Here is a 23,089-nt window from a genome sequence, read left to right as displayed (position 1 = left end):
CACCATGGCGACGGGGACGGCGACGGGGACGGGGACGGGGACGGGGACTGGCGCTGCGACGGCGGACTCTGCGGGCACGACCGGCTCGGCGGGGACGGCTCTCGCCGCCGGAGCGGCCGGGGCGGGGGCCTGGGGCGGCCGGATACGCCGCACCCTGCTGGCCGCCCTGGTCGCGGCTGCCGTGGTGTTCCCCGTATCCGCAGCCGCCTCCGCCGAGGCCCCCGCCCCCGCGCCCGCCTCGTTCGCGGAGGACGCCGCGCCCCAGGTCCGGTACGCCGCCAACCGCGCCAATCTCGCCGAGGCGGCCCGTATGGCCCGGGAAGGCGACCGCACCGGGCGGGCCACCAGGCTTCGCGCCATGGACGCGGCCGGAGCCGCGCAGTTCCTCGCCTTCGACGGCCGCGGCAGGGGCCGGGCGGTCGAGGTGTTCGGCGAGCTCGAGACCGCCGACCGGGTCACCGTCCTGGTGCCCGGCTCCGACACCACGCTCGACACCTGGGAAAGGTTCCGTGCCGGGGCCGTCGCCCTCCAGCAGCGCCTCCAGGCCGAGCATCCGCGCTCCGCCGTGGTCGCCTGGCTCGGGTACGACACCCCCGGCACGGTCAGCACCACCGTCCTGACCGCCGCCCGCGCCGATGTGGCCGCCGCCGAACTGGCGCCCTTCCTCGACCGGTTGGCCGGCATGGCGGCGCCGGGCGCCCGGCTCTCCCTGCTCTGCCACTCCTACGGTTCCGTGGTCTGCGCCCGGACCTCGACCGGGCCCGCAGTCGGCGACATGGCTCTCTTCGGCAGCCCGGGCACGGGGGCCGCGGCCGCCCGGGACCTGCCGACCCGCGCCCGGGTCTGGGCCGGGCGGGGCAGCGGCGACTGGGTGGCGAACGTCCCGCACGTCCGGCTCGGCGGGCTCGGCTTCGGCGCCGACCCCGTCGACCCCGCCTTCGGGGCACGGGCCTTCACCGCCGGCGCCGTCGGCCACAGCGACTACCTCAAGCCGGGCACCGAGTCCCTGGAGAGCCTGGCCGCCATCGTCCTCGGCACCACCCCCGCCTCGGAGGCACCCCATGCATAAGCCCCGCGCCCGCTGGTCCGCCCTCGCGACGGGCATCGACGCGGCCACCCCGGCCGGCCGGGACCGGAGCGTGGACGCGCTGCGCGCCTTCGCGATCCTCGGTGTGGTCCTCGGGCACTGGCTGGTCACCGCCCTCACCGCCACCGACGGCCGACTGAGCACCACGAGCCCGCTGGCGCACATGCCCTGGCTGGCGCCGGTCTCCTGGGTGTTCCAGACCCTGGCCGTCTTCTTCCTCGTCGGGGGTCACGTCGCCGCCCGTGGGTACGCCGCGGCGCGCGAGCGGCAGGTCTCGTACGGCACATGGGTCGGGCAGCGGCTGGGCCGGCTGTTCCGGCCGGTCGCCGCGGTGCTCGTCCTGTGGACCGTCGTGGCGGGCGGGATGCTGGTCGGCGGGGCGGAGCTGGACACCGTACGGACCCTGGTCAAGCTGGTGCTGTCGCCGCTGTGGTTCCTGCTGGTGTTCGCCGCGCTGACCGCCGCGACCCCGCTCGTGGCCCGGCTCAACCCGCTGTGGCCGCTGGCCGTGGTGGCGGGCGTCGACGTGTGGCGCTTCGGCCTCGGCGGGCCCGAGTGGATCGGCTGGGTCAATGTGGCCGCAGGCTGGCTCGTCCCCTTCACGCTGGGCGCCGCCTGGTCCCGCGGGGCCTTCGCCCGACGCCGGCCGGCGCTGCTCCTGCTCGGTGCGGGGACGGTGGCCACGGTCGCGCTGGTCCTGTGGGGCGGGTACCCGGCGTCCATGGTGGGCGTCCCCGGAGCCACGGTGTCGAATCTGAACCCGCCGACGCTCGCCGCGGCCGCGTTCGGACTGGCCCAGTGCGGGCTGGCCCTGCTGGTGCGCGAACCGCTGGCCCGGGCCATGCGGCGGCCTTCGGCCTGGGCGAAGGTGGCTCTGGTGAACCTCTCCGCCATGACGGTCTTCCTGTGGCACCAGACCGCCATGATGGCCGTCACCGCCCTCGGGCTGCTGCTCTCGGCCGAGCTGCCCGGTCTGCACACCGTGCCCGACTCGGTGGACTGGATAGCCGCCCGGCTGCTGTGGCTGCCGGTCTTCGCCGCCGCCCTGACGGTGTGCTGGGCAGCGTTCCGCGCGTACGAGCGGGGCGGCCGGCCGAAGCCGGAGGGCCCCCACCGCATCGTCGCCGGCTCCCACCGGTCGACGGCCCCCGTCGAGGAAGTCACCCATGCCTAGGCTGATGCCCGTGATCGATCCGAGCGAGTCCCCGGTACCCGACGCCCGCCAAAGCCGTGGCGCCGGCCCCGCGCCGCGCGGCCTGGCCCGGGAGCTGTTCACCCTGAGGTGGGATCCCCTCCCGAAGATGTCCCGGCCGCGCTGGCTGGCCTGGCTGCCGCATGTGGTCCTCGGCTACGCGGCCGTTCCCTGCGGTGTCCTGACGGGGATGCTGCTGAACGACCACTACGGGATCCGGGGCGCGGCCGTGCTGGGACTGTCGCTGCTGGCGTCCGCGTCCGTCCTGCTCAGCATGTTCCGGCCGATCGCCGCCTGGTGGCTCGGCATCGTCACCACCGCTCTCATCGCCTGGGTCATCCACGACCACGTCGGCCAGGGGCAGTCCTGGCCCTGGACGCCCGCCGGGCCGTTCACGTTCGCGCCCCTCATCCTGATGGTCGCCCTGCGGGTGCCGCCCCGGGTGACCGTCTGGGTCATCGGCATCACGCTCGCCCTCTCCGGACTGGCCGAGGCCGTCCTCAGACCCCCGCAGAGCCAGACGGTCATCGCGGGCGTGGCCCTCCTCTTCGGGTTCGTGGGAATCCTCGGCTACGCCCTGCGGGCCACCCGCCTGGCCCGAGGCAAACTCGTCGAGCAGGAAACCCTCACCGAGGAGGAGCGGGCCCGGCGCACGCTGCTCGAGGAGCGCAGCCGGATAGCCCGCGAGCTGCACGACGTGGTCGCCCACCACATGTCGGTGATCTCCATCCAGGCGCAGGTCGCCCCGCACCTGGTGGAGAACCCGTCCGAGGAGCTCAAGGAGAACCTGGCGGGCATCCGGGAGAACGCGCTGGAGGCCCTGACCGAGCTGCGCCGCGTCCTCGGGGTGCTGCGCTCCGAGCACCCCGACGATCCGGCCAACCCGCACCATCCGCAGCCGACCCTCGCCGAGCTGGACGGCCTCGTCGACAACGTCCGGGGAGCCGGGCTGGACGTCACCACCGCGATCGCCGGGATACGCCGGCCGCTGACGCCCGGCGTGGAGCTCACCGCGTACCGGATCGTGCAGGAGGCGCTGAGCAACTGTCTGCGCCACGCGCCCGGTTCGCAGGTGGAGGTCGGTATCGCGTACGGGCCGCGCGAGCTGCACCTGTGCATCGCCAACACCGTGCCGACCCGCCCCGCGCCGCCTTCCCAGGGGGCGGGGCACGGGCTGCTGGGGATGCGCGAGCGGGCAGGCATGCTGGGAGGCGAACTGGCCGCCGGCCCGCGCCCCGACGGCGGGTACGAGGTCAGCGCCGTACTGCCGATGGACCCTCAGGACCCGCCCGCCGGCACCGCCCCCGAGACGAAGAAGGCCCCATGAGCACCCCGATCAAGGTGATGATCGCCGACGACCAGATGATGGTGCGGCAGGGCTTCACCGTGCTTCTCAACGCGCAGCCCGACATAGAGGTCGTCGGGCAGGCGGTGGACGGGGCCGACGCCGTGGCGAAGGTCGCCGAGCTGGCCCCGGACGTGGTGCTGATGGACATCCGCATGCCGGGGATGGGCGGCATCGAGGCCACGTCCGTCATCACCGGGGTTCCCGATGCCACGGTGAAGGTGCTGGTGCTGACCACCTTCGACCTCGACGAGTACGTGTACGAGGCGCTGCGCGCCGGGGCCTCCGGGTTCCTGCTGAAGGACGCCTCGGCCGATCAGCTCGCCGAGGCGGTGCGGGTGGTGGCGGCCGGCGAGGCGCTGCTCTCGCCGAACATCACGAAGCGGCTGATCACGGAGTTCTCCCGGATGGGGGCGCCGCGGGCGCCGTCGCGGGCCCGGATCGACGAACTGACCGAGCGGGAGACCGAGGTGCTGTCGCTCGTGGCGCAGGGCCTGTCGAATGCGGAGATCGCAGCCCATCTGACGGTGGCGGAGCAGACGGTGAAGACGCATGTCGGACGGATCCTGGTGAAGCTGGGCCTGCGGGACCGGACGCAGGCGGCGGTGTTCGCGTACGAGACGGGGCTGGTCCGGCCGACCGGATACTGAGGCGGCCCGGGTGGTCCTCGCAGCCCTCGTAGTACTTGAGGGGGATGCCGGGATATCCCCTTCAGCGGCGACGCGGACGACGGGCCCGCCGCCCTACGGTGGGGGGCATGACCGAGACGACCACCGGGGGGACAGCCCGGCCACCTGAGTTCCGACTCGCTTCTGGGCTCTTCAAGAGCCTCCGCGACGACCTGATCACCGATGCGTTCGCCTACCGGCCGCTGCCGCCGATCCGTACGGACGGGCGGCTCGCCCGCTGGGTTCCGCGGGCGCTGCGCCCCAGGACGGCGTTCCTGCCCCATGCCGTGGTGGTCCTGCTGTCCGTGATCACGGTGTTCGTCACCATCATCAACAACCAGTGGGTCCCCTCCGGGCTGTCGCTGCTGCTGGGGCTGCTGGCCGCGGCGCCGGTGCTGATGACGCTGGTGCGGCCGGTCGGCGCCCTGTGGGTGGTGCTCGGCGTGACCCTGCCGCTGGCCATGGTGGAGAGCACGAGCATGACCTGGCCGTGGTCTCCGGGCACCTTCTTCGCCCACCTCGTCGTGATCACCATCGTGGCGTTGCGGAGCCGGCCGCGGGTGGCCGGGTGGCTGTGGCTGATCACCGTGGCAACCGGGTCCTTCCTGCCCTCGCTGATAGGCCAGCCCCTCGAACCCGGACCGATGGCCTTCCTGTCCGCTGTCTCCCTCCTCGCGGTGACCGTCCGAAACACCCGCAAGGAGGCACGGCAGGAGGTCACGGCGCAGCAGGAGGTCACGGCCGTCGAGCGGGACAAGCGGACGCTGCTGGAGGAGCGGACGACGATCGCCCGGGAGCTGCACGACGTGGTGGCCCACCACATGTCGGTGGTGGCGATCCAGGCGGAGGCCGCGCCGTACCGGGTGAAGAACCCGCCGCCGGAGCTGGAGGCGGCGTTCGTCACCATCCGGGAGAACGCGGTGGCGGCCCTGACGGAGCTGCGGCGGGTGCTGGGTGTGGTGCGCTCCTCCGACTACGAGGCTCCGGACGCCCCGCAGCCGACGCTGGCCTCGCTGGACGGGCTGCTGGCCAACGTGCGGGAGGCCGGGCTGAGCGTGGAGAAGACGATCACCGGCGCGGTGCGGGAGCTGCCGCAGGGCGTGGAACTGTCGGCGTACCGGATCATCCAGGAGGCCCTGAGCAACACGCTGCGGCACGCGCCGGGAGCGGCGGCCGCGGTGGAGGTCTCGTACGTGCTGGGTGGTCTGGGCATACGGATCGTCAATCAGGCGGCGACCGCGGATGCGCGGCCTTCGCCGGGAGCCGGGCACGGGATCACCGGGATGAGGGAGCGGGTGGCCATGCTGGAGGGGGAGATGACGGTCGGACAGACGGCCGCCGGCGGGTACGAGGTGGCGGTGTTCATACCGGTGCGCAATCGCCAGGAGCCGGAGCCGGTGCTGGGGGCGGGGTCCGTATGACGATCAGAGTGTTGATCGTCGACGACCAGATGATGGTGCGGGAGGGGTTCTCCGTCCTGCTGAACGCCATGGACGGCATCGAGGTGGTGGGCGAGGCGGTCGACGGCCGGGAGGCCATCGCGCAGGTGGCGGCGCTGCGGCCGGATGTGGTGCTGATGGACATCCGGATGCCGCAGATGAACGGGCTGGAGGCGACGCGGGAGATCGTCGCCGCGGACACGGATGCGAAGGTGCTGGTCCTGACGACCTTCGACCTCGACGAGTACGTGTACCAGGCGCTGCGGGCCGGGGCCTCCGGGTTCCTGCTCAAGGACGCGTCGGCCCGTCAGCTGGCGGACGGGGTACGGGTGGTGGCGGCCGGGGAGGCCCTTTTGGCGCCCTCGGTGACCAAGCGGCTGATCGCGGAGTTCTCGAAGATCTCCGAGGCGCGGAAGCTGGCGGATCCGGCGGGCGTGGGTGAGCTGACGGAGCGGGAGACGGAGGTGCTGGTGCTGATCGCCCAGGGCCTGTCCAATGCGGAGATAGCGGCCCAGCTGATCGTCGCGGAGTCCACGATCAAGACCCATGTGAGCCGGATCCTGGTGAAGCTGGGTCTGCGCGACCGCACGCAGGCGGCGGTGTTCGCCTACGAGACCCGGCTGGTGACACCGGCGTAGGGCCTGGTCCGGAAGACGGGCCCCGGGGAGCGGAGAAGCCCTAGGGTGCGGGGATGGGCTTTGATCCGTGGGATGCCGCGTTCGTCGCCGATCCGTATCCGGCGTACCGGGAGTTGCGGGAGCAGGGGCGGGCTGTCTGGTGGGAGGCCACCGGGCAGTGGCTGGTGCCGCATTACGCCGATGTGAGCGCTCTGCTGCGGGACCGGCGGCTGGGGCGGACCTACCTGCACCGCTTCTCGCACGAGGAGTTCGGGCGCGAGGCTCCGCCGCCGGAGCACGAGCCCTTCCACGTGCTCAACGGCAACGGCCTGCTGGACCTGGAGGATCCCGCGCACGCGCGGGTGCGCAGGCTGGTGGCGAAGGCCTTCACCCCGCGCACGGTGGAGCGGCTCGTGCCCGCCGTGCAGCGGCTGGCCCACGGGCTGGTGGAGCAGCTGCGGGCGGACGGGGGCGGGGATCTGCTCGCGACCGTCGCCGAGCCGCTGCCGGTGGCCGTGATCGCAGAGCTGCTGGGCGTGCCGGAGGCGGACCGGGGGCTGCTGCGGCCGTGGTCGGCGGACATCTGCGGGATGTTCGAGCTCCGGCCGGACGAGGAGACGGCGCGGCGCGCGGTGCGGGCGAGCGTCGAGTTCAGCGGCTACCTGCGGGGGCTGATCGCCGAGCGGCGGAGCCGCCCCGGGGAGGATTTGATCTCCGGGCTGATCGCCGCCCACGATGAGGAGGGGCGGCTCAGCGAGCAGGAGATGATCTCCACCTGTGTGCTCCTGTTGAACGCCGGACACGAGGCCACCGTCAACACCACGGTGAACGGGTGGTGGGCGCTCTTCCGCAACCCCGCGCAGCTCGCCGCGCTCCGCGAGAGTCGCGATCCCGAAAAGTTGTCCACAGCTGTGGATGAACTCATGCGGTACGACACTCCCCTGCAGATGTTCGAGCGCTGGGTGCTCGACGACATCCGGATCGGGGACACCGAGATCCCGCGCGGAGCCGAGGTCGCGCTGCTCTTCGGGTCCGCGAACCGGGATCCCGCGCGCTTCGAGGAGCCCGACGCCCTGGACCTCGTACGGGCCGACAATCCGCACCTGAGCTTCGGGGCGGGCATCCACTACTGCCTGGGGGCGCCGCTGGCGCGGCGGGAGCTGGAGGCCTCGTTCGGGGCGCTGCTGGCGGACGGAGTCCCGCCCCTGCGGCTCGTCGAGGAGCCGCGGTGGCGGGACGGCTACGTCATCCGGGGGCTGGAGCAGCTGCTCGTGGAGTTCTAGCCCGCAGACCCCCGCCCACGCTCACGCGGTCATGTCGCGGCGGCGCAGGGCGGCGAGGCCGGCCGCGGTCAGGGCCGCCGCCAGGGCGGTCAGGGTCAGCAGCGGGCCCCAGGCCAGGGCCTGCGCGCCCGGGAGCCTGGGCAGGTGGGCGAAGGGCGAGAGGTCCAGGACGGCCTGCGGGAGGTTCAGCGCCGGGCCGACCCAGCCCAGGGCCAGCGCGGTCCCGGCCACCGCCCAGGCGGCTGTCGCGTACCGGGGGGCCGCGCCGTGGAGCAGCGCCGCCAGCGCCCCGATCAGCCACACCGCCGGGAGCTGCGCGAGCGTGGCGCCGATCGCCGCCCCCACCTCGCGGCCGTGCCCGATGCCGAGGCCCAGCCCCGCCAGCAGCAGGATCAGCGCCGAGCCGCCGAAGGCCACGGCCAGGTGGCCGCCGGCCCAGCGCAGCCGGCCGACCGCGTTCGCGAGCAGCGGCTCCGCGCGCAGCCCCGCCTCCTCACCGGCCGCGCGCAGCACCGACGAGACGACGTACAGGGCTGCGACCAGGCCGAACATCCCGGCCAGGGTGGCGAGGAAGGCGTCGGTGAGGCCGCTCTGCCCGCCCATCCGTTCGATGATCTCGCGGGTCTTCTCGTTGCCGCCGACCAGGTCCGCGGCGCCGTCCGCCATCCCGCCGAAGACCACGCCGGCGAGCAGGAAGCCGGCGCTCCAGCCGGCCACGCTGCCGCGCTGCAGCCGCCAGGCCAGCGCGCCCGCCGTGCCCAGGCGCCCCTCGGCCGGGCCCGGCCGGGACGGCAGGAAGCTCATGCCCAGGTCCCGCCGTCCCGTGAGGGCGTACGCCGCGCCCGCCTGCACCGCGACGGCGGCGGTGAAGAGCAGGAGCACCCACCAGCGTTCGGCGGCGAAGGCCCGTACGTTCTCGACCCAGCCGAGCGGCGAGGCCCAGGTCAGGGCCGAACTCCCGGCGGCGGTCCCGGAGTCGCCCGCGGCCTTCAGGACGAAGGCCGCGCCGAGCACTGCGGCCGCGATTCCCTTGGCGGCGCGGGCGCTCTCGGTCAGCTGGGCGGCGATGGCCGCCAGGGAGGCGAAGAGCATGCCGCTGCCGGCCGTGGCCAGGCCGAGGGCGAGCGCTCCCGGCGCGCCCTGCCGCGCGAGGCCGCCCGCGACGAGCAGGGCGACGCACGCGTTGGCCACGAGGGCGGCCAGCAGAGCGGCCGTCAGCGGGGCGCGCCGCCCCACCACACCGGCGGAGAGCAGTTCCTGACGGCCCGATTCCTCCTCCTCGCGGGTGTGCCGGATGACGATGACCAGGCTCATCACGGCCGCGAGCACGGCGCCGTAGACGCCGGCCCGCCAGGCGGTCAGGCCGCCGAGGGAGTCGCTGAAGACGGGCCCGTACAGGGCGCGCATCGAGGCGTTGGCGTTCATGGAGGCGGCGGTCCGGGCGCGTTCGGCCGCGGTGCCGTACACGGCGGCCAGCGAGCCGGGCATGCTCACCACCAGGAGCGAGGTGACCAGGATCCAGACCGGCATCATCACGCGGTCGCGGCGCAGGGCCAGCCGGAGCAGGGCGCCGGTGCCCGCCAGTTGTCGCTTCATCGCCCGTTCGCCTCGCCCGTGTAGTGGCGCAGGAACAGCTCTTCCAGGGTGGGCGGTGTCGAGGTCAGCGACCGCACCCCCGATGCGGTGAGGGAGAGCAGTACGGCGTCCAGCTTGTCGGTGTCGGCCTGCAGCCGGACCTTGAGCCCCTGCACCTCCACGTCGTGGACGCCCGGCAGGTGCGCGATCCCGTTCGGCGGTCCGGCGAGCTCGGCGCTGATCGACGTACGGGTGAGGTGGCGCAGGTCGGCGAGGGTGCCCGTCTCCACGGTGCGGCCCTTGCGGATGATGCTGACCCGGTCGCAGAGGGCCTCGACCTCGCTCAGGATGTGCGAGCTGAGCAGGATGGTGCGTCCGGCCGCGCGGGCTTCGGCGACGCAGCTCTGGAAGACCTCCTCCATCAGCGGGTCGAGGCCGGAGGTGGGCTCGTCGAGGATGAGCAGTTCGACGTCGGAGGCGAAGGCGGCGACGAGCGCGACCTTCTGCCGGTTGCCCTTGGAGTACGTGCGCCCCTTCTTGGTGGGGTCGAGCTCGAACCGCTCCAGGAGCTCGGCGCGGCGGGCCCGGTCGAGGCCGCCGCGCAGCCGCCCGTAGAGGTCGATGACCTCGCCGCCGGAGAGGTTGCGCCACAGGGTGACGTCTCCGGGGACGTAGGCGACCCGGCGGTGGAGGGAGACCGCGTCGGCCCACGGGTCGCCGCCGAGCAGCTCGGTGGTGCCGGAGTCGGCGCGCAGCAGGCCCAGCAGGATCCGGATGGTGGTGGACTTGCCGGCTCCGTTGGGGCCGAGGAAGCCGTGGACCTCGCCGGTGGTGACCGAGAGGTCGAGTCCGTCCAGTGCGCGGGTGCGGCCGAACGCCTTGTGGAGTCCGGCGACGCGGATTGCCTTCGTCACACTTCTGAACGTACGTGACTTTCACAAGTTTGTGAATATTGGGAATCTCAAGAATCACGTAAAGTCGGGAAGGTGGCGGACGACATGGTGGATGTGGATACGGGCCTGGCCCAGCCGGACGACAGGGACGGCGAAGCGGTCTCGCGCTTCGTGGAGCGGTTCGCCGCGCAGCTGACCGACGCGGGCATGCAGCGGATGGCCGCGCGGGTCTTCGCGCAGCTGCTGGCGAGCGACGGGGGCGCGATGACCTCGGCCGAGCTGGGCGAGGCACTGCAGATCAGCCCGGCGGCGGTGTCGGGGGCCGTGTCCTACCTGACCCAGGTCAACATGGTCAGCCGCGAACGCGAGCCGGGATCACGGCGCGACCGGTACGTCCTGCACAACGAGCTCTGGTACGAGACCTTCACCCGGCGCGACCAGGTCCTGACCCTGTGGGAGAAGACCCTGCGCGAGGGCGCCGCCACCCTCGGCGCCGGCTCGCCGGCCGGCGCGCGGGTCGCGGAGACGGCGGCCTTCTTCGAGTTCCTGCAGGGCGAGATGCTGGCCATGATGGACCGCTGGCGGGACCACAGGAAGAAGCTCGGCCTCGGCTAGCGCACCCCCGGCGCGGCGCAGCGCACGGGACGGGCACGGCCCAGGCCGCCGGAGTAGGGAGCCCACAGCACCCCACCCGCGGCCGGATCCCCCGCGAGCTGCACCACCTGCACCACCTGCACCTGGCGCCCCGACACGGCCGACGGGGCAGACGACGCCGACGCCGACGGGGCCTGCGCGCCCGGTGCCGTACGGGGCCACGGGCGCGGCGGCAGCACCCGCCGGCCCAGCACGCCCAGGGTCAGCGCGTACCGCCCGTCCGCCAGGACCAGCACCGGCGGGCGCCACCGCGCGCGGACCACCACGGCCTCGTACGGGATCCAGCGCACCGCGGGCTCCCGCAGCGCGCGCCGGGCCCGCCGGACGGCGTGGAGCTCCCGCACCCCCAGCACCACCGGGCTCAGCAGCACCACCAGCGCCAGCGGCCGGGTGAGCACGGCCGCGACCACCGCCGGCCACCAGAACACCGGCAGCAGGCAGAGCAGGAGCCCGTCCCGCCGCCAGTCGCCCAGCGCATCGGCCACCGCCTCCGTCACCGGGGCAGGGTGAGCGTCCATGCCCCGGGCCTCAGCGTCCACGTACGGCGGCGGACCGGCCCGGTCATCGCCGCGTCGGCCCGGTAGCGGAAGTCCGCGCCCGACACCGTCACCGTCTTGGCCCGGGCCGTCACCGTGGAACCCGCCGGGCCGCCACCGGTGCGGACCACGACCTCGGCCGGACCTCCGTCGTCGCACGTGCGCACCGAGACGTCCTCCACGGGCTGGTCCACGTCCGCCAACAGCACCCCGTCGGCCTCGACCCGCAGCCGGTGGTGGGCCCCGCTCCCGCCCGCACCACCGCCCCCGCCGGCGCCCGCCGCCACCGGGCGGACCAGCGTGCGGACCAGCGAGCGGTACGCGCTCCACACCGACGGCCCGGCCGGCCGCGGGATCCCCCGCACCGGCGGGATCCGCAGCGCACCCAGCACCACCCCGTCGCTGTCGTCGACCAGCAGGTCGCACATCCGCACCGTCCCGTCGAGCACCGCCCGGGCAGCGGAAACGGCCGAAAGCGGAACCCCGAGGGAACCCGCCAGCCCGAGGGATCCCACGGGCCCCACCGGGACCAGCGCGAGGGCGCCCTCGCCCAGCGCCCGCTCCCGGTACAGCAGCCCCACGGCCCGGACCAGGGCCCGGTCGTCGCCCACGATCACCGGCTGCCGATGACCCCGGCGGGCAAGAGCCCGCGCAAATTCCTCCTGCGAATCCGGGAGGCAGATTTTCGCTGCCGCGCCCGCTGACAACACATCCTTCGCGATCCGCACGGACTCGCCGTCAAGACGGCGGGCGACCGGGTCGACGAGCACGAGCAGGCCGCCTACCGGCGCGCCCGCATGGCTCATGGTGGGCTCTGGAGCCGACACCTCGGTCCTTCCTCGGGTAGCATCTTTGTGCAAGAGGCCCTTGCGCTATTGCGCCAGGGCCTTCGTCTATTCCGGGGTACCGGTCCGACGGCTCAGCCTGCGTACATCGTCGTACGCCCCCCTGACCTTGGACATGCCCCATCCGGAAGAGGTGTACGCCTGTGCCCGCTCTTGTGCTGCTCGGAGCTCAGTGGGGTGACGAGGGCAAGGGAAAGGCCACCGACCTGCTCGGTGGATCCGTTGACTATGTAGTGCGCTACCAGGGTGGCAACAACGCCGGCCACACGGTCGTCGTAGGCGACCAGAAGTACGCGCTGCACCTTCTCCCCTCCGGCATCCTCTCCCCCGGATGCACCCCGGTCATCGGTAACGGCGTCGTCGTCGACCCGGCCGTCCTGCTCTCCGAGCTGCGCGGCCTGAACGAGCGCGGCATCGACACCTCCAAGCTGCTCCTGAGCGGCAACGCGCACCTGATCACGCCGTACAACGTCACCCTCGACAAGGTCGGCGAGCGCTTCCTCGGCAAGCGCAAGATCGGTACGACCGGTCGCGGCATCGGCCCGACGTACGCGGACAAGATCAACCGCATCGGCATCCGGGTCCAGGACCTCTACGACGAGTCGATCCTCACCCAGAAGGTCGAAGCGGCGCTGGAGGGCAAGAACCAGCTCCTGGCGAAGCTCTACAACCGCCGCGCGATCGACGCCGCGCAGATCGTCGAAGAGATGCTCCAGTACGCGGAGCAGATCAAGCCGTACGTCGCCGACACCACCCTGATCCTCAACAAGGCGCTCGACGAGGACAAGGTCGTGCTCTTCGAGGGCGGCCAGGGCACCCTGCTCGACGTCGACCACGGCACCTATCCCTTCGTCACCTCGTCGAACCCGACCGCGGGCGGCGCCTGCACCGGCACCGGCGTGGGCCCGACGAAGATCAGCCGTGTCATCGGCATCCTCAAGGCCTACACGACCCGCGTCGGCGCGGGCCCGTTCCCGACCGAGCTGTTCGACCAGGACGGCGAGGACCTGCGCCGCATCGGCGGCGAGCGTGGTGTGACCACCGGCCGTGACCGTCGCTGCGGCTGGTTCGACGCGCCGATCGCACGGTACGCCACCCGGGTGAACGGCCTCACCGACTTCTTCCTCACCAAGCTGGACGTGCTGACCGGCTGGGAGCAGATCCCGGTGTGCGTCGCGTACGAGATCGACGGCAAGCGCGTCGAGGAGCTCCCCTACTCGCAGAGCGACTTCCACCACGCGAAGCCGATCTACGAATACCTCCCCGGCTGGTCCGAGGACATCACCAAGGCCAAGACCTTCGAGGACCTGCCGGCGAACGCGCAGGCGTACGTCAAGGCCCTCGAGGAGATGTCGGGCGCCCCGATCTCCGCGATCGGCGTCGGCCCCGGCCGCACCGAGACGATCGAGATCAACTCCTTCCTGTAAGCAGGAGGGACACTCACCGCAGCGGCGGGACGCGCATAAGGCGTCCCGCCCTTCGGGCTGTTCGGGGCGGGCGCTACACTCCGGCTGCCCAGAGCCCCCGAGCAGGTCACGGGGGTCGGGCCCATCCGAACTGGGGGGTTCATGAGTTTGCTGCCTATCGGCAGAAGAGAACGGAGCAGACGGGGGCGGGGCGGCGCGATCGCCGCCTCGGGCACCCTGCTGCTCGCACTGCTGGCCTCGCTCGCAGGCCAGAGCGGCACCGCCGCCGCGGCCCCTGCGGCGGCCGGCACCACCACGGCCTCCCCGGCCACGGCCCAGCCGAAGGCCGCGGGCCCGCAGGCCACGCCGGAGCCGGACCCCAAGGCCGACCACCAGGCGGCCGTACGCACGCTGCAGAACAGCGACCTCTCCGGTCCGTGCCCGGCAGCCGTCGCTCCGCACACGGTCGTCACCTGCACGGTCGACCCGTCCAAGACGGCGTCCTTCTCGCTCACCCTGCCGCAGCAGAAGGACCTGGTCATGCTCCAGGTCATCACGACCCAGTGGTCCACGACCCAGCTGATCGCGCCCGGCGGCGCCGCCGTCACCTGCGAGAGCGTCCACAGCGCCGCGTACACGGCGCTCCGGTGCCCCACCGCTCAGGCCGGGACGTACACGGTGCAGGTCACGGACAAGAGCGACGCGGCAAACGGCATCTCCGTGTCGTACGCCCCGCTGCTCTCCACCACCGGGTGCAAGGCAGTGGGCGCCGCCGACCGCCGGCTCGGCGCACCGGCCGTGCTGCACGGCTCGCTGCCGGTCGGCTCGGCGGGCGACTGCTACACCCTGGACCTGGCCGCCGGTGACGTCCTGCGCGCGTTCAGCTCCCGGTCCGAGGTCGTGCACGGTGTGTACGACGCCTCGGGCAAAGAGGTCTGCACGTCCAAGGGCCGCGGGGCGTACGCCCTGGACTGCAGGCTCACGGGCACCGCACCGTTCCGGATCTCGGCACTGCAGTCCTCGGGGAAGGCCGTCGACGGCTACGACTACACGGTGGCCCGGCTCTCCAAGCCGGAGGGCTGCGCGCTGGTCGAGCCCCAGGCCTTCGGGAGCCTCCCGGATCTGACCCCGACGGAGCACTGCCGCATCCTGCGGGTCACGCAGGCAGCCGAATACACCTACGCCGATGTCGTCGCCTCCGGAAGCGTCCACCCTCTTCCGTCGCCGCTCCTGACCGAGGCCGGCGAGGTCGTGCCCGGCTGCGACAACGGCGTCTGCAACCTGGCCCCGGGTGACTACACCTGGTCCGCCAACCCCCAGAGCAACAGCTTCAAGGCCTTCGGCATCGCCTTCCACTCCGCCAGGGAGACCAGAGGCTGCACCCCGACCCACGACAACGGCCTGGTGGCCGGTCCGGCAAAGGGCACCTTCGCCGGGCCGGGGCAGGCGCTCTGCCTGACCCTGCCCACCGCCAGCGGCAAGGGCGTCTACGTGCTGAACCGGCCGTCGGCCGGCGACGGCTACACCGCGTACAAGATCTACGACGCGTCCGGCACCCTGCAGCAGTGCAACGGCGGCACCATCTGCAAGCTGACCGGCACCGCTCCCTTCCGCGCGGTGCTGAGGAGTTCACCCACCACGACCCTCACCACGACCTTCGGACTGGTGTTCCACCGGACCGACGAGGCCGAGGGCTGCACGCCGTGGCCGCAGTCCACGTTCGGCAACGGCACCTGGGGTGCCGAGGTGCCGGTGGCTTTCAACAGGGCGCAGGCCTGCCTGAGCGTGCCGGGCAACGCCCACTCCACCACGGAGCTGCTGGACCACGTCTCCGACACCCGGAAGGACGTGACGGCGACCGTCAAGGTGGTCGACGCGGCGGGCAACGTCCGGTGTGAGACCACGTCCTCCACCAGGACCAACGTGTGCTCCCTCGCCTCCGGTGTGCCGTACACGGTCCTGCTCCAGAGCTGGGCCGTCGCCTTTGGCGGAACGGAGACGTACCGGCTGGTCCGGCGCGACGTGTCCGCGTCCGCGCAGTGCACGGACGCGCCCTCGACGAAGACGGGCGGACCCTCCCTCGCCTACGACCTGACGTCGCCCCTGGACACCCGCTGCGTGCGGGTGAAGGGCGCCGCCACGGACAAGTTCTGGATCGCGTCACGGACACCGGGCGTCCCGTACGTCGACAGCGCCCCGCTGACCGTCGTCGACGGCGACGGCCGCGCCGTGTGCATGGAGACCGGCTCCTGCCGTGTCGCCGGCTCGACCTCGTACCTGGCGGTCATCGGCCCGGACAAGTCCGGCAGCATCCCGGTGGCCGCGAAGCTGGACACCTGGCGCGTGGGCACGGCATCGGGCTGGGCCCCGGAATGCACCGCCAACCGCGTTTCGATCAACGATTTCCCCACGCGGAGCGGGACCCTCTCCGAGACCTCCACCGCCTACTGCGCCGTGATCGACATGAAGCTCGGCCAGACCTTCGCCGTCTCGGGCACCACCAGCACCACGGAGTTCGACAAGCCGGGCCTGGACCTGCTGAGCGGCCCGGGGTGGACCTCCGAGACTTCCGGCTACGCGTGCCTGGCCTCGACCGACCGGTTCGCCTTCAGCTGCGGGACGGGCACGGGCGCGGCGCCCGGCCAGGCGGTCCTGTTGCTGAGTCCCAAGCGGGCCCGCACCCCCGTCGACTTCTCCCTGCAGGGAGAGTGCCAGGAGGGCTGCGTCGAGCCGCCGACGCCGAACCCGACCGGCATCAGCCCGTCGACGAGCCAGGTCGGTACGCGTACCGACGCCGTCGTCAGCGGGACCGGTCTCACCTTCGGCACCAAGCTCAAGCTGATCCGCAGCGGCTCGCCGGACCGGGCCCTGGAGCCGGTCACCGCGAACACCGACGGGAAGCAGCTGTACGTCAAGGTCGACACGAACGGGCTGGAGCCCGGGCAGTACGACCTGCTGCTCGACGGCGCCGCGTACACCAGCGGGGTCCCGTCCCCGGGCTACCTGCCCAAGGCCTACACGGTCACGGCCCCCGCGCCCGTGCAGAAGGGCAGCCGGTTCGTGCCGCACGGCCCGTCGCGGTTCCTGGACACGCGGGACGGCACCGGTGCGAAGAAGGAGCGCGTCGGTCCCGGTGGGGTCGTCACCCTCCAGGTCGCCGGCGTGAAGGGCATCCCGGCGACGGGTGTCACGGCCGTGGTCATGAACGTGACCGCCGTATACCCGACCGAGGCCGGACACGTGATGGTCTACCCGAACGGGCAGGCCACGCCCAAGGTGTCGAACCTCAACTTCGCGCCCGGGCAGATCGTCCCCAACCTGGTGACCGTCCCGGTCGTCAACGGCAAGGTCGACCTGCGCAACAACGCCGGATCGGTGGACCTCATCGCGGACGTCACCGGCTACTACACCGACAAGGCCGGGGCCGGCTCCGCGCTGAACTCGATCACGCCGTCGCGGTTCCTGGACACGCGGGACGGCACGGGCGCACCGAAGAAGCAGGTCGGACCGGGCGGGGTCGTCACCCTCCAGGTCTCCGGTGTGAAGGGCATCCCGGCCACCGGGGTGACCGCGGTCGTCATGAACGTGACCGCCGTGTACCCGACGCAGGCCGGGCACGTCACCGTCTACCCCAACGGGCAGGCGGCGCCGGACGTGTCGAACCTCAACTTCGCGGCCGGGCAGATCGTCCCCAACCTGGTGACCGTCCCGGTCGTCAACGGCAAGGTCGACCTGCGCAACAACGCCGGCTCCGTCGACCTGATCGCCGACGTCACCGGCTACTACGCGGCCACCGGTTCCACCTTCTCCGCGGCGGGTCCGGTCCGGCTGCTCGACACCCGTGACGGCACCGGTGCCGCCGCGGGCGCCGTGGGTCCGGGCGGCCTCGTGAACCTGCAGGTGGCCGGCGTCGCGGGAGTGCCCGCCCAGGGTGTGACCGCCGTCGTCCTGAACGTCACGGTCACCAACCCCACCGGGGCCAGCCACCTGATCGTCCACCCGCACGGGGTCACGCGTCCCAACGTGTCGAACCTCAACTACACCGCCGGGCAGACCGTCGCCAACCTGGTGGTCGTCCCGGTCGTGGACGGACGGGTGACGTTCTTCAACAACTCGGGCTCCGTCGACGTGATCGCCGACCTGAACGGCTACTTCACGTCCTGACGCCGTCCCGTGCACACGAGTGAGGGTCCTGTCCGATCGGGAGATCGGGCGGGGCCCTCCGCGTTTTCGGGAAAAGAATCCTTCCCCATCCGGTCGCCTCGCCGGCCGACACGCAATGCGACTGATGTTCGAACGAATGCCCGGGAGCGCGTTCCCGGTGCGGATCGGCCGGGCCGGGGCCGTCTCGGGGAGCGCGTTCCGGGTGCCCGGAAATATGATGTGCACGGGCTCGTGAGCGGAGCGGAAGCAGGGACGAATGGATGCACCTCGGAGCGTTCCATGAGCCCGCGCCGCCCCCCGCGCGTGGCGAGCGCCGACCTGCTCAGCATGCTCGGACGGCTCACCGACCAGGCGCGGCAGGGGGTCGAGCTGCAGCAGGCCCGGGTCGAGCTGGCCGAGGCACTGCAGCGCGAGATGCTGCCCACCTCGCTGCCCGAGCTGCCGGGGCTGCGCGCCGCGGCCCGGTACGCGCCCGCCCGGCACGGCCTGGACATCGGCGGCGACTGGTACGACGGCTTCCAGCTGCCCGAGGGCGCCCTGGCCTTCTGCATCGGCGACGTCCAGGGACACGACGTGGACGCGGCCGCGTTCATGGGGCAGATCCGGATCTGCCTGCGCGCCATCTCGGCCGTCGTCGCCGATCCGGGCGAGGTGCTCGGCCGGGCCAACGACGTACTGCTCTCCATGGACCGCGATCTCTTCGCGACCTGCAGCCTGCTCCGCTTCGATCCGCAGACACGGGAGCTGGAGAGCGCCCGGGCCGGCCACGTGCCCGCGATCTGGGCCACCGTCGACGGCCGGTACGGCATCACCGATGACGACGGCGGGCTGCCGCTGAACCTGCAGACCGGATCGGGGTACGCCGTGACCCGGCGCCGGCTGACCAAGGCCGGATCGATCGTCCTGCTCACCGACGGCGTGGTCGAAGGGCCCAGGTTCCCGATCGAGGTGGGGCTGGAGCGCGTCGCCCGCGTCGTCAGGGAAGCGGCGGGCACCGATCCCGACGAGCTGGCCGCCGAGGTCATGAAGGTGGCCGACTCCACCGGCCACGCCGATGACGCCGCAGTACTCGTCCTCACCCACGACGCGGCGCGTCACGCCCCGCCCGGGCGCGGGCCTGTTGTCTGATGCTGTGGTGCGCACCGAGGAATGGCGACGTCTGCCCGCAGCTGTCCTGCTGATCCTCGCCGTCGCCCTCGCCTACTACGCGGGCGGGCGCATCGGCCTGCACCAGTCCGTGGTCGTCAACGGCGCCGAGGTCACTCCCCTGTGGCCGCCCACCGGCATCGCCCTCGCCGCCCTGCTCTGGCTCGGCCTGCGGACATGGCCGGGGATCGCCCTCGGCACGTACCTCGCCATCGAGCGGATCGGCGACTTCAACCTCTCCGGCCTCGGCATCGTCGCGGGGAACACCCTCGCGCCCGTGTGCGCGTACCTGATGCTCCGCAAGGCGGGCTTCCGCAGCGAGATCGACCGGCTGCGGGACGCCCTGGCGCTGGTCTTCCTGGGCGGTCTGCTGCCGATGCTGATCAGCGCGACCATCGGGACCTGGACGCTGGTGCTCAGCGGCGACCTGCCCTCGGCCCGGTTCTGGCCGGTGTGGTCGGCCTGGTGGGCCGGGGACGCGATGGGCGTGCTCGTGGTGACGCCCCTCCTGCTCGTCCTGCGCCGGGTCCGCCGCCCCGGTGGCGGCGGCTACCGCGTGCCGGAGGTGGCGGCCCTGGTACTGACGTCCGTCGTCGTCACCGTGGTGGCCACCCGGAGCTCCCTGTCCCTGCTGTTCCTGGTCTTCCCGCTGATCATCTGGGCGGCCGTACGCTTCCAGCTCGCCGGGAGCGCCCCGGTCACCCTGCTCGTGTCCGTCCTCGCGATCTCGGCGGCGAGCGACCGGACCGGGCCGTTCGACGGGCAGACCCTCCTGGGAACCATGATCAACCTGCAGGCCCTCAACGGGGCGGCGGCCCTGACCGGGCTGCTGCTGTCGGCGATGGTCACCGAGCAGAACAACGTCCGCCTGAAGATCGAGCAGGTCTGCGAGGACCTGGCCGAACTGGTGGAACACCTCGCCCGGGGCAAACCGGAACGCTAGGCGCCCAGGGGACGGCAGGCCGTCCCCTGGGCGCCTAGCGGTGGATCACTTGGACTCGTAGTAGCCGAAGATGTCGACGATGAGGTCGACGTCCTCCCAGCCCTGGTTCCAGTAGTCGACGATGCCGTTCTTGCCGGAGCTCGCCTGGACCAGGTTCGGGACGGTCTTGCCGGCCGTCCAGTTCAGGGTCGAGGCGCTGGGACGCTCCGGGAAGACCGCGGTCTGGTCCTTGTACTGCTGGATCGTGTTCGGGTCCGGTGCGACCGACAGGAAGCCGGTGCCCCTCGTGTTGGTCACGGTGGTGTTCAGCACGTACCCGTCGACACCCACATCGCCGGGCGACTTCCCGTTGTAGGTGTAGATGTAGTTCCGGGCGCGCAGCGGGCCGTAGGGCCAGGCGGGGTCACGGGTGTCGATGATGCGGTCCGGCTTGAGCGGCATGTAGGACGCCTTGCTGTCCTTGCTGTAGTAGCCGACGACGTCGACGATCACGTCGGTGCCCGCCCAGGCGCCGTTGAAGACGCTGATCCTGCCGTCCGCACCCACGGGCACGATCACCGAGTTGGCGATCGTCTGGCCGGGCGTGAAGTTCAGGTTGGACGCGGTCGGGGTGGCGCCGCCGCCCGGGAAGACCGACAGGTGGCCGGACTCCTTCGGGTTGGTGACGGTCACGTTGAGCGCCACGGCGGTGATGCCCTGGGGCACGCCGCGCAGGCCGCCGATCTGGGTGGAGAAGGTCTTCCGCCCGCCGAGCTGGCCCTTGACCGTGCCGAGGCCGTCACGGGTGTCGACGAAACGGGCCGGGGTCATCGGCGTGTAGCCGCTCGCCTGGGTCCGGGTGAAGTAGCCGGTCACGTCCGCGATCAGGTCGACCGAGTCCGAGCCGCGGTTGGCCAGCTCCACGTAGCCGTTCTTGCCGACCGGCACGATCACCAGGTTCGGGACGGTCTGACCGGCCTCGAAGTTGACGTTCGACGTGGTCGGACGCTCGGTTTCCTCGGCGAAGGCCGTGATGTGGCCGGCGCTGGTGGTGTTGGTGACGGTCAGGTTGAGGACCACGGCGGTGACCCCGGCGGGGATCGCGCCGTTGCCGCCGACCTTCACCCGGGTGGAGCCGTACGGGGCGACCTTGCCCTTGGCCGCGCCGGTCCCGTCGCGGGTGTCGAGGAGGCGGGTGGGCGCGTACGGGACGAAGTCCGAGCCCGCGGTCATGGCCTGGAACTCGTTGACGACCTCGGCCTGGTTCGCCGGGTCCGTCACGGTGACCTTGACGGTGTACTCGCCGAGCTCGGCGTAGGTGTGGCTGCTCTTGAGGACGGTCGAGCCGTAGGCGTCCAGCCCGTCGGTGTTCCCGTCGCCCCAGTCGACGGTGACCTTCAGCGTGGAGTCCGCGCTGATGACGGTCGTCTCCAGGTCCAGCGCGTGCGCGGTGGTGCTCGCCGCGTTCAGCACGAGGGCCAGCTCCGGGTTGCCGGCGGCCTGCGAGGCAGCGGCCCCGGCCTTCCCGCCGGGCAGGCCCTTGCGGACCGAGCGCTCGGCGGGGCTCTTGAAGGTCTTGAGGTTCGGCGCCGCGGCCTTCCCCAGATCCGCGGCGGGAGCGGCCACACCCTGCGCTACCGGAGCGACGGGAGCCACCGGGTCGGCCGCGTGGGCCATCCCCGGGACGAGACCGGCCGTGGCCGCGATGACGGCCACGGAAATTACGAGACGGCGACTGCGCACCGTTCCCCCCATTTTTTGAACATGCTCAGGAACTGTCGGGGCCACAGTACATAGATCCTCGTCGCATGATCAGCCGATATCACCGCAGGGGGCGGGAGTTGGCGAGATTCTGCCCGCGCGTCAGCCTGCGCTGTCGTGGAGCTGCTCCGCCACCGTGAACCGGCAGTGGAAGACCTGCCAGCGCCCGTCCAGGACCAGCAGGAAGGAATCGCCGTCCCGGTACAGGACCCGTCGCTTCGGCCTGTACGGATGCTGGGGTTTGTACTGTTCGGCTTGTTCCCTCAGTGCGGCAACCGCCTCCTCGCGCGTCCCGTCGACGTGCCCCAGGACCTTGATGGACCACTCCCGGCCCTCGCCGTTGCCCATGTGCTGCTCGACGAGCAACCCCCACCGGGCCATCACGCGCGCCCCTCGAACCACCACAGGGTGCTGCTGCTCATGTCCGCTCTCCCCCGACCGCTCGATGAGCCCCCGGGATCCACGGGGCTCGGTGCCTGTGCGCGGATCCTCGCACACCGGCGCAACGGCCGGGACGGGCGCCCCGGCCCGGTCGGCGGCCGGAACACCGGCGCTACCAGGCCAGTTGCGCGATCTCCTCCGACACCACCGCGCAGGCGTCCGCCGCCGGGTCGATGAGCGGGAAGTGCCCGACGGCGTCGAGGAGCGTCAGCCCGACCATCTCGCCCGCCTTCGCCGCCGCCGCCACGTACGCCTCGGCCACCTGCTGCGGGACCACGATGTCGTCCCGTCCCTGCACCACCGCCGTGGCGATCCCCGTCGGCAGCAGGGCCGCCGGGTCCGCGTACGGGAGGCGGTCCGCGAAGTACTCCTCGCCGCCCAGCAGCTGCGCGCTCGCACCGCCGCACACGCCCAGTTCCTCCGCCACCGCGAAGTCCGCGATCGGCGCCAGCGCCACCACCCCGCGCAGCATCGGCGGGGAAGACAGCCTCCACGGGGAGTCGTACGGGAGCACGTGCCGGGCCGCGGCCCACAGTGCGAGGTGTCCGCCCGCCGAGTGGCCGGTGACGACCACGCGGCGGACGTCGGCCTGCGGGAGCGCCTCGGCGGCCAGCCCCGGCAGGGCGTCCATCGCGGCGGCGACGTCGTCGAAGGTCTCCGGCCAGCGGCCGGCGACCGGCCCGTCGGCGTTCTGGTGCGGAAGGGAACTCCCGCGGCGGTACTCGACGTTCGCGACGGCGAAACCCCGCCGGGCCAGGAAGTCCGCGAACGGGGTGATGTGCTGCCTGTCGTACGGGGCCCGCCACGCGCCGCCGTGCAGGACGACCACCAGCGGGACCGGGCCGCCCGGGGTCTCGGCGCGCGGGGCGTAGAAGTCGACGACGTGGTCGGGGTGTTCCCCGTACGCGGCGGTCGCGTCCGGCGCAACGGCCGGATGGGAGAAGGCCGAGGCAGCCTCGGTGGCGTCCCGTTCCACTGCGGCGGGGTCCGTCATCGGCTCAACCTCTCGGTAACGCGTGGGACAGCGGGGACAGATGTTCCGGTGTTCCGGCAGAGCGGGACCGTATCAGTCTGGAACGGGGGGTTCCGTGCAGGGTCCGGGATGTGACCGGGCG

General features: G+C 72.3%; 19 protein-coding genes. 12 read left to right on the top strand and 7 right to left on the bottom strand.

The window, feature by feature from the left end:
- Positions 1-4 precede the first annotated feature (4 nt).
- The 7 genes from OG472_RS24380 to OG472_RS24350 all read left to right on the top strand — a co-directional run bounded on the left by OG472_RS24380 (position 5) and on the right by OG472_RS24350 (position 7,631).
- The gene (locus tag OG472_RS24380) at positions 5-1,069 is read left to right on the top strand and encodes an alpha/beta hydrolase (protein ID WP_405831253.1); all 1,065 of its coding nucleotides are present in this window, start codon (positions 5-7) and stop codon (positions 1,067-1,069) included.
- Entirely contained in the window at positions 1,062-2,261 is a 1,200-nt protein-coding gene (locus OG472_RS24375) for an acyltransferase (protein WP_405831251.1), read from the top strand. Before OG472_RS24380 ends, OG472_RS24375 begins: the two co-directional genes overlap by 8 nt.
- Before the next feature lie 4 nt (positions 2,262-2,265).
- Entirely contained in the window at positions 2,266-3,606 is a 1,341-nt protein-coding gene (locus OG472_RS24370) for a sensor histidine kinase (protein ID WP_401611157.1), read from the top strand.
- A complete protein-coding gene (locus tag OG472_RS24365) occupies positions 3,603-4,274 on the top strand; it encodes a response regulator (protein ID WP_383567010.1) in 672 nt (223 codons plus the stop codon). The genes OG472_RS24370 and OG472_RS24365 overlap by 4 nt, the downstream gene beginning before the upstream one ends.
- A gap of 107 nt (positions 4,275-4,381) precedes the next feature.
- Positions 4,382-5,713, top strand: coding sequence for a sensor histidine kinase (locus OG472_RS24360; protein ID WP_405942048.1), 1,332 nt, complete (start codon positions 4,382-4,384; stop codon positions 5,711-5,713).
- Positions 5,710-6,369, top strand: a complete 660-nt coding sequence (locus OG472_RS24355) for a response regulator (RefSeq protein ID WP_401611087.1) — start codon at positions 5,710-5,712, stop codon at positions 6,367-6,369. Before OG472_RS24360 ends, OG472_RS24355 begins: the two co-directional genes overlap by 4 nt.
- A gap of 53 nt (positions 6,370-6,422) precedes the next feature.
- Positions 6,423-7,631 (top strand): cytochrome P450, encoded by a 1,209-nt coding sequence (locus OG472_RS24350; RefSeq protein WP_401611089.1) that lies wholly within the window; start codon positions 6,423-6,425, stop codon positions 7,629-7,631.
- A gap of 21 nt (positions 7,632-7,652) precedes the next feature.
- Here OG472_RS24350 and OG472_RS24345 read toward each other — a convergent pair whose 3' ends face one another.
- A complete protein-coding gene (locus OG472_RS24345) occupies positions 7,653-9,227 on the bottom strand; it encodes an ABC transporter permease (RefSeq protein WP_405942047.1) in 1,575 nt (524 codons plus the stop codon).
- Positions 9,224-10,120: an ATP-binding cassette domain-containing protein gene (locus OG472_RS24340; protein WP_405942046.1), complete on the bottom strand. Its 897-nt coding sequence runs from the start codon at positions 10,118-10,120 to the stop codon at positions 9,224-9,226. The genes OG472_RS24345 and OG472_RS24340 overlap by 4 nt, the downstream gene beginning before the upstream one ends.
- 84 nt (positions 10,121-10,204) lie before the next feature.
- On the opposite strand from OG472_RS24340, the gene OG472_RS24335 reads away from it, so the two are divergent.
- Positions 10,205-10,714 carry a GbsR/MarR family transcriptional regulator gene (locus OG472_RS24335; RefSeq protein WP_405942045.1) on the top strand — a complete coding sequence of 170 codons (510 nt, stop codon included), beginning with the start codon at positions 10,205-10,207 and terminating at the stop codon, positions 10,712-10,714.
- On the opposite strand, the gene OG472_RS24330 is transcribed toward OG472_RS24335, so the two are convergent.
- Positions 10,711-11,250, bottom strand: coding sequence for a hypothetical protein (locus OG472_RS24330; RefSeq protein WP_405942044.1), 540 nt, complete (start codon positions 11,248-11,250; stop codon positions 10,711-10,713). The two genes, OG472_RS24335 and OG472_RS24330, sit on opposite strands and share 4 nt — an antisense overlap.
- Positions 11,247-12,095, bottom strand: coding sequence for a diacylglycerol kinase (locus OG472_RS24325; RefSeq protein WP_401611158.1), 849 nt, complete (start codon positions 12,093-12,095; stop codon positions 11,247-11,249). Before OG472_RS24325 ends, OG472_RS24330 begins: the two co-directional genes overlap by 4 nt.
- A gap of 182 nt (positions 12,096-12,277) precedes the next feature.
- On the opposite strand from OG472_RS24325, the gene OG472_RS24320 reads away from it, so the two are divergent.
- The 4 genes from OG472_RS24320 to OG472_RS24305 all read left to right on the top strand — a co-directional run bounded on the left by OG472_RS24320 (position 12,278) and on the right by OG472_RS24305 (position 19,793).
- Entirely contained in the window at positions 12,278-13,561 is a 1,284-nt protein-coding gene (locus OG472_RS24320) for an adenylosuccinate synthase (protein WP_405831240.1), read from the top strand.
- Between the two features lie 141 nt (positions 13,562-13,702).
- The gene (locus tag OG472_RS24315; protein ID WP_405942043.1) at positions 13,703-17,704 is read left to right on the top strand and encodes a hypothetical protein; all 4,002 of its coding nucleotides are present in this window, start codon (positions 13,703-13,705) and stop codon (positions 17,702-17,704) included.
- Positions 17,705-17,983: 279 nt separating this feature from the next.
- Complete coding sequence (locus tag OG472_RS24310; protein ID WP_405831237.1) at positions 17,984-18,832, top strand: PP2C family protein-serine/threonine phosphatase; 849 nt, start codon at positions 17,984-17,986, stop codon at positions 18,830-18,832.
- Positions 18,833-18,836: 4 nt separating this feature from the next.
- Positions 18,837-19,793, top strand: coding sequence for an MASE1 domain-containing protein (locus OG472_RS24305; protein WP_405831235.1), 957 nt, complete (start codon positions 18,837-18,839; stop codon positions 19,791-19,793).
- A gap of 45 nt (positions 19,794-19,838) precedes the next feature.
- Here the strand turns inward: OG472_RS24305 and OG472_RS24300 are convergent, their stop codons facing one another.
- The 3 genes from OG472_RS24300 to OG472_RS24290 form a co-directional block, all read right to left on the bottom strand.
- Positions 19,839-21,515, bottom strand: a complete 1,677-nt coding sequence (locus OG472_RS24300) for a PKD domain-containing protein (RefSeq protein ID WP_405831234.1) — start codon at positions 21,513-21,515, stop codon at positions 19,839-19,841.
- A 120-nt stretch (positions 21,516-21,635) separates the two neighbouring features.
- Complete coding sequence (locus tag OG472_RS24295; RefSeq protein ID WP_401611102.1) at positions 21,636-21,914, bottom strand: hypothetical protein; 279 nt, start codon at positions 21,912-21,914, stop codon at positions 21,636-21,638.
- A gap of 172 nt (positions 21,915-22,086) precedes the next feature.
- Positions 22,087-22,968 carry an alpha/beta hydrolase gene (locus tag OG472_RS24290; RefSeq protein ID WP_405942042.1) on the bottom strand — a complete coding sequence of 294 codons (882 nt, stop codon included), beginning with the start codon at positions 22,966-22,968 and terminating at the stop codon, positions 22,087-22,089.
- Positions 22,969-23,089: the final 121 nt, after the last annotated feature.

It is taken from the genome of Streptomyces sp. NBC_00207 (assembly GCF_045160965.1).
Classification (GTDB): Bacteria; Actinomycetota; Actinomycetes; order Streptomycetales; family Streptomycetaceae; genus Streptomyces.
This window is presented reverse-complemented; position numbering and strand designations above follow the sequence as displayed.

What these genes read in the sequence shown, in the direction of transcription:
- OG472_RS24380 (WP_405831253.1), top strand. Translation starts at nt 5, where the DNA reads ATGGCGACGGGGACGGCGACGGGGACGGGGACGGGGACGGGGACTGGC.
- OG472_RS24375 (WP_405831251.1), top strand. Translation starts at nt 1,062, where the DNA reads ATGCATAAGCCCCGCGCCCGCTGGTCCGCCCTCGCGACGGGCATCGAC.
- OG472_RS24370 (WP_401611157.1), top strand. Translation starts at nt 2,266, where the DNA reads ATGCCCGTGATCGATCCGAGCGAGTCCCCGGTACCCGACGCCCGCCAA.
- OG472_RS24365 (WP_383567010.1), top strand. Translation starts at nt 3,603, where the DNA reads ATGAGCACCCCGATCAAGGTGATGATCGCCGACGACCAGATGATGGTG.
- OG472_RS24360 (WP_405942048.1), top strand. Translation starts at nt 4,382, where the DNA reads ATGACCGAGACGACCACCGGGGGGACAGCCCGGCCACCTGAGTTCCGA.
- OG472_RS24355 (WP_401611087.1), top strand. Translation starts at nt 5,710, where the DNA reads ATGACGATCAGAGTGTTGATCGTCGACGACCAGATGATGGTGCGGGAG.
- OG472_RS24350 (WP_401611089.1), top strand. Translation starts at nt 6,423, where the DNA reads ATGGGCTTTGATCCGTGGGATGCCGCGTTCGTCGCCGATCCGTATCCG.
- OG472_RS24345 (WP_405942047.1), bottom strand. Translation starts at nt 9,227, where the DNA reads ATGAAGCGACAACTGGCGGGCACCGGCGCCCTGCTCCGGCTGGCCCTG.
- OG472_RS24335 (WP_405942045.1), top strand. Translation starts at nt 10,205, where the DNA reads ATGGTGGATGTGGATACGGGCCTGGCCCAGCCGGACGACAGGGACGGC.
- OG472_RS24325 (WP_401611158.1), bottom strand. Translation starts at nt 12,095, where the DNA reads ATGAGCCATGCGGGCGCGCCGGTAGGCGGCCTGCTCGTGCTCGTCGAC.
- OG472_RS24315 (WP_405942043.1), top strand. Translation starts at nt 13,703, where the DNA reads ATGAGTTTGCTGCCTATCGGCAGAAGAGAACGGAGCAGACGGGGGCGG.
- OG472_RS24310 (WP_405831237.1), top strand. Translation starts at nt 17,984, where the DNA reads ATGAGCCCGCGCCGCCCCCCGCGCGTGGCGAGCGCCGACCTGCTCAGC.
- OG472_RS24295 (WP_401611102.1), bottom strand. Translation starts at nt 21,914, where the DNA reads ATGGCCCGGTGGGGGTTGCTCGTCGAGCAGCACATGGGCAACGGCGAG.
- OG472_RS24290 (WP_405942042.1), bottom strand. Translation starts at nt 22,968, where the DNA reads ATGACGGACCCCGCCGCAGTGGAACGGGACGCCACCGAGGCTGCCTCG.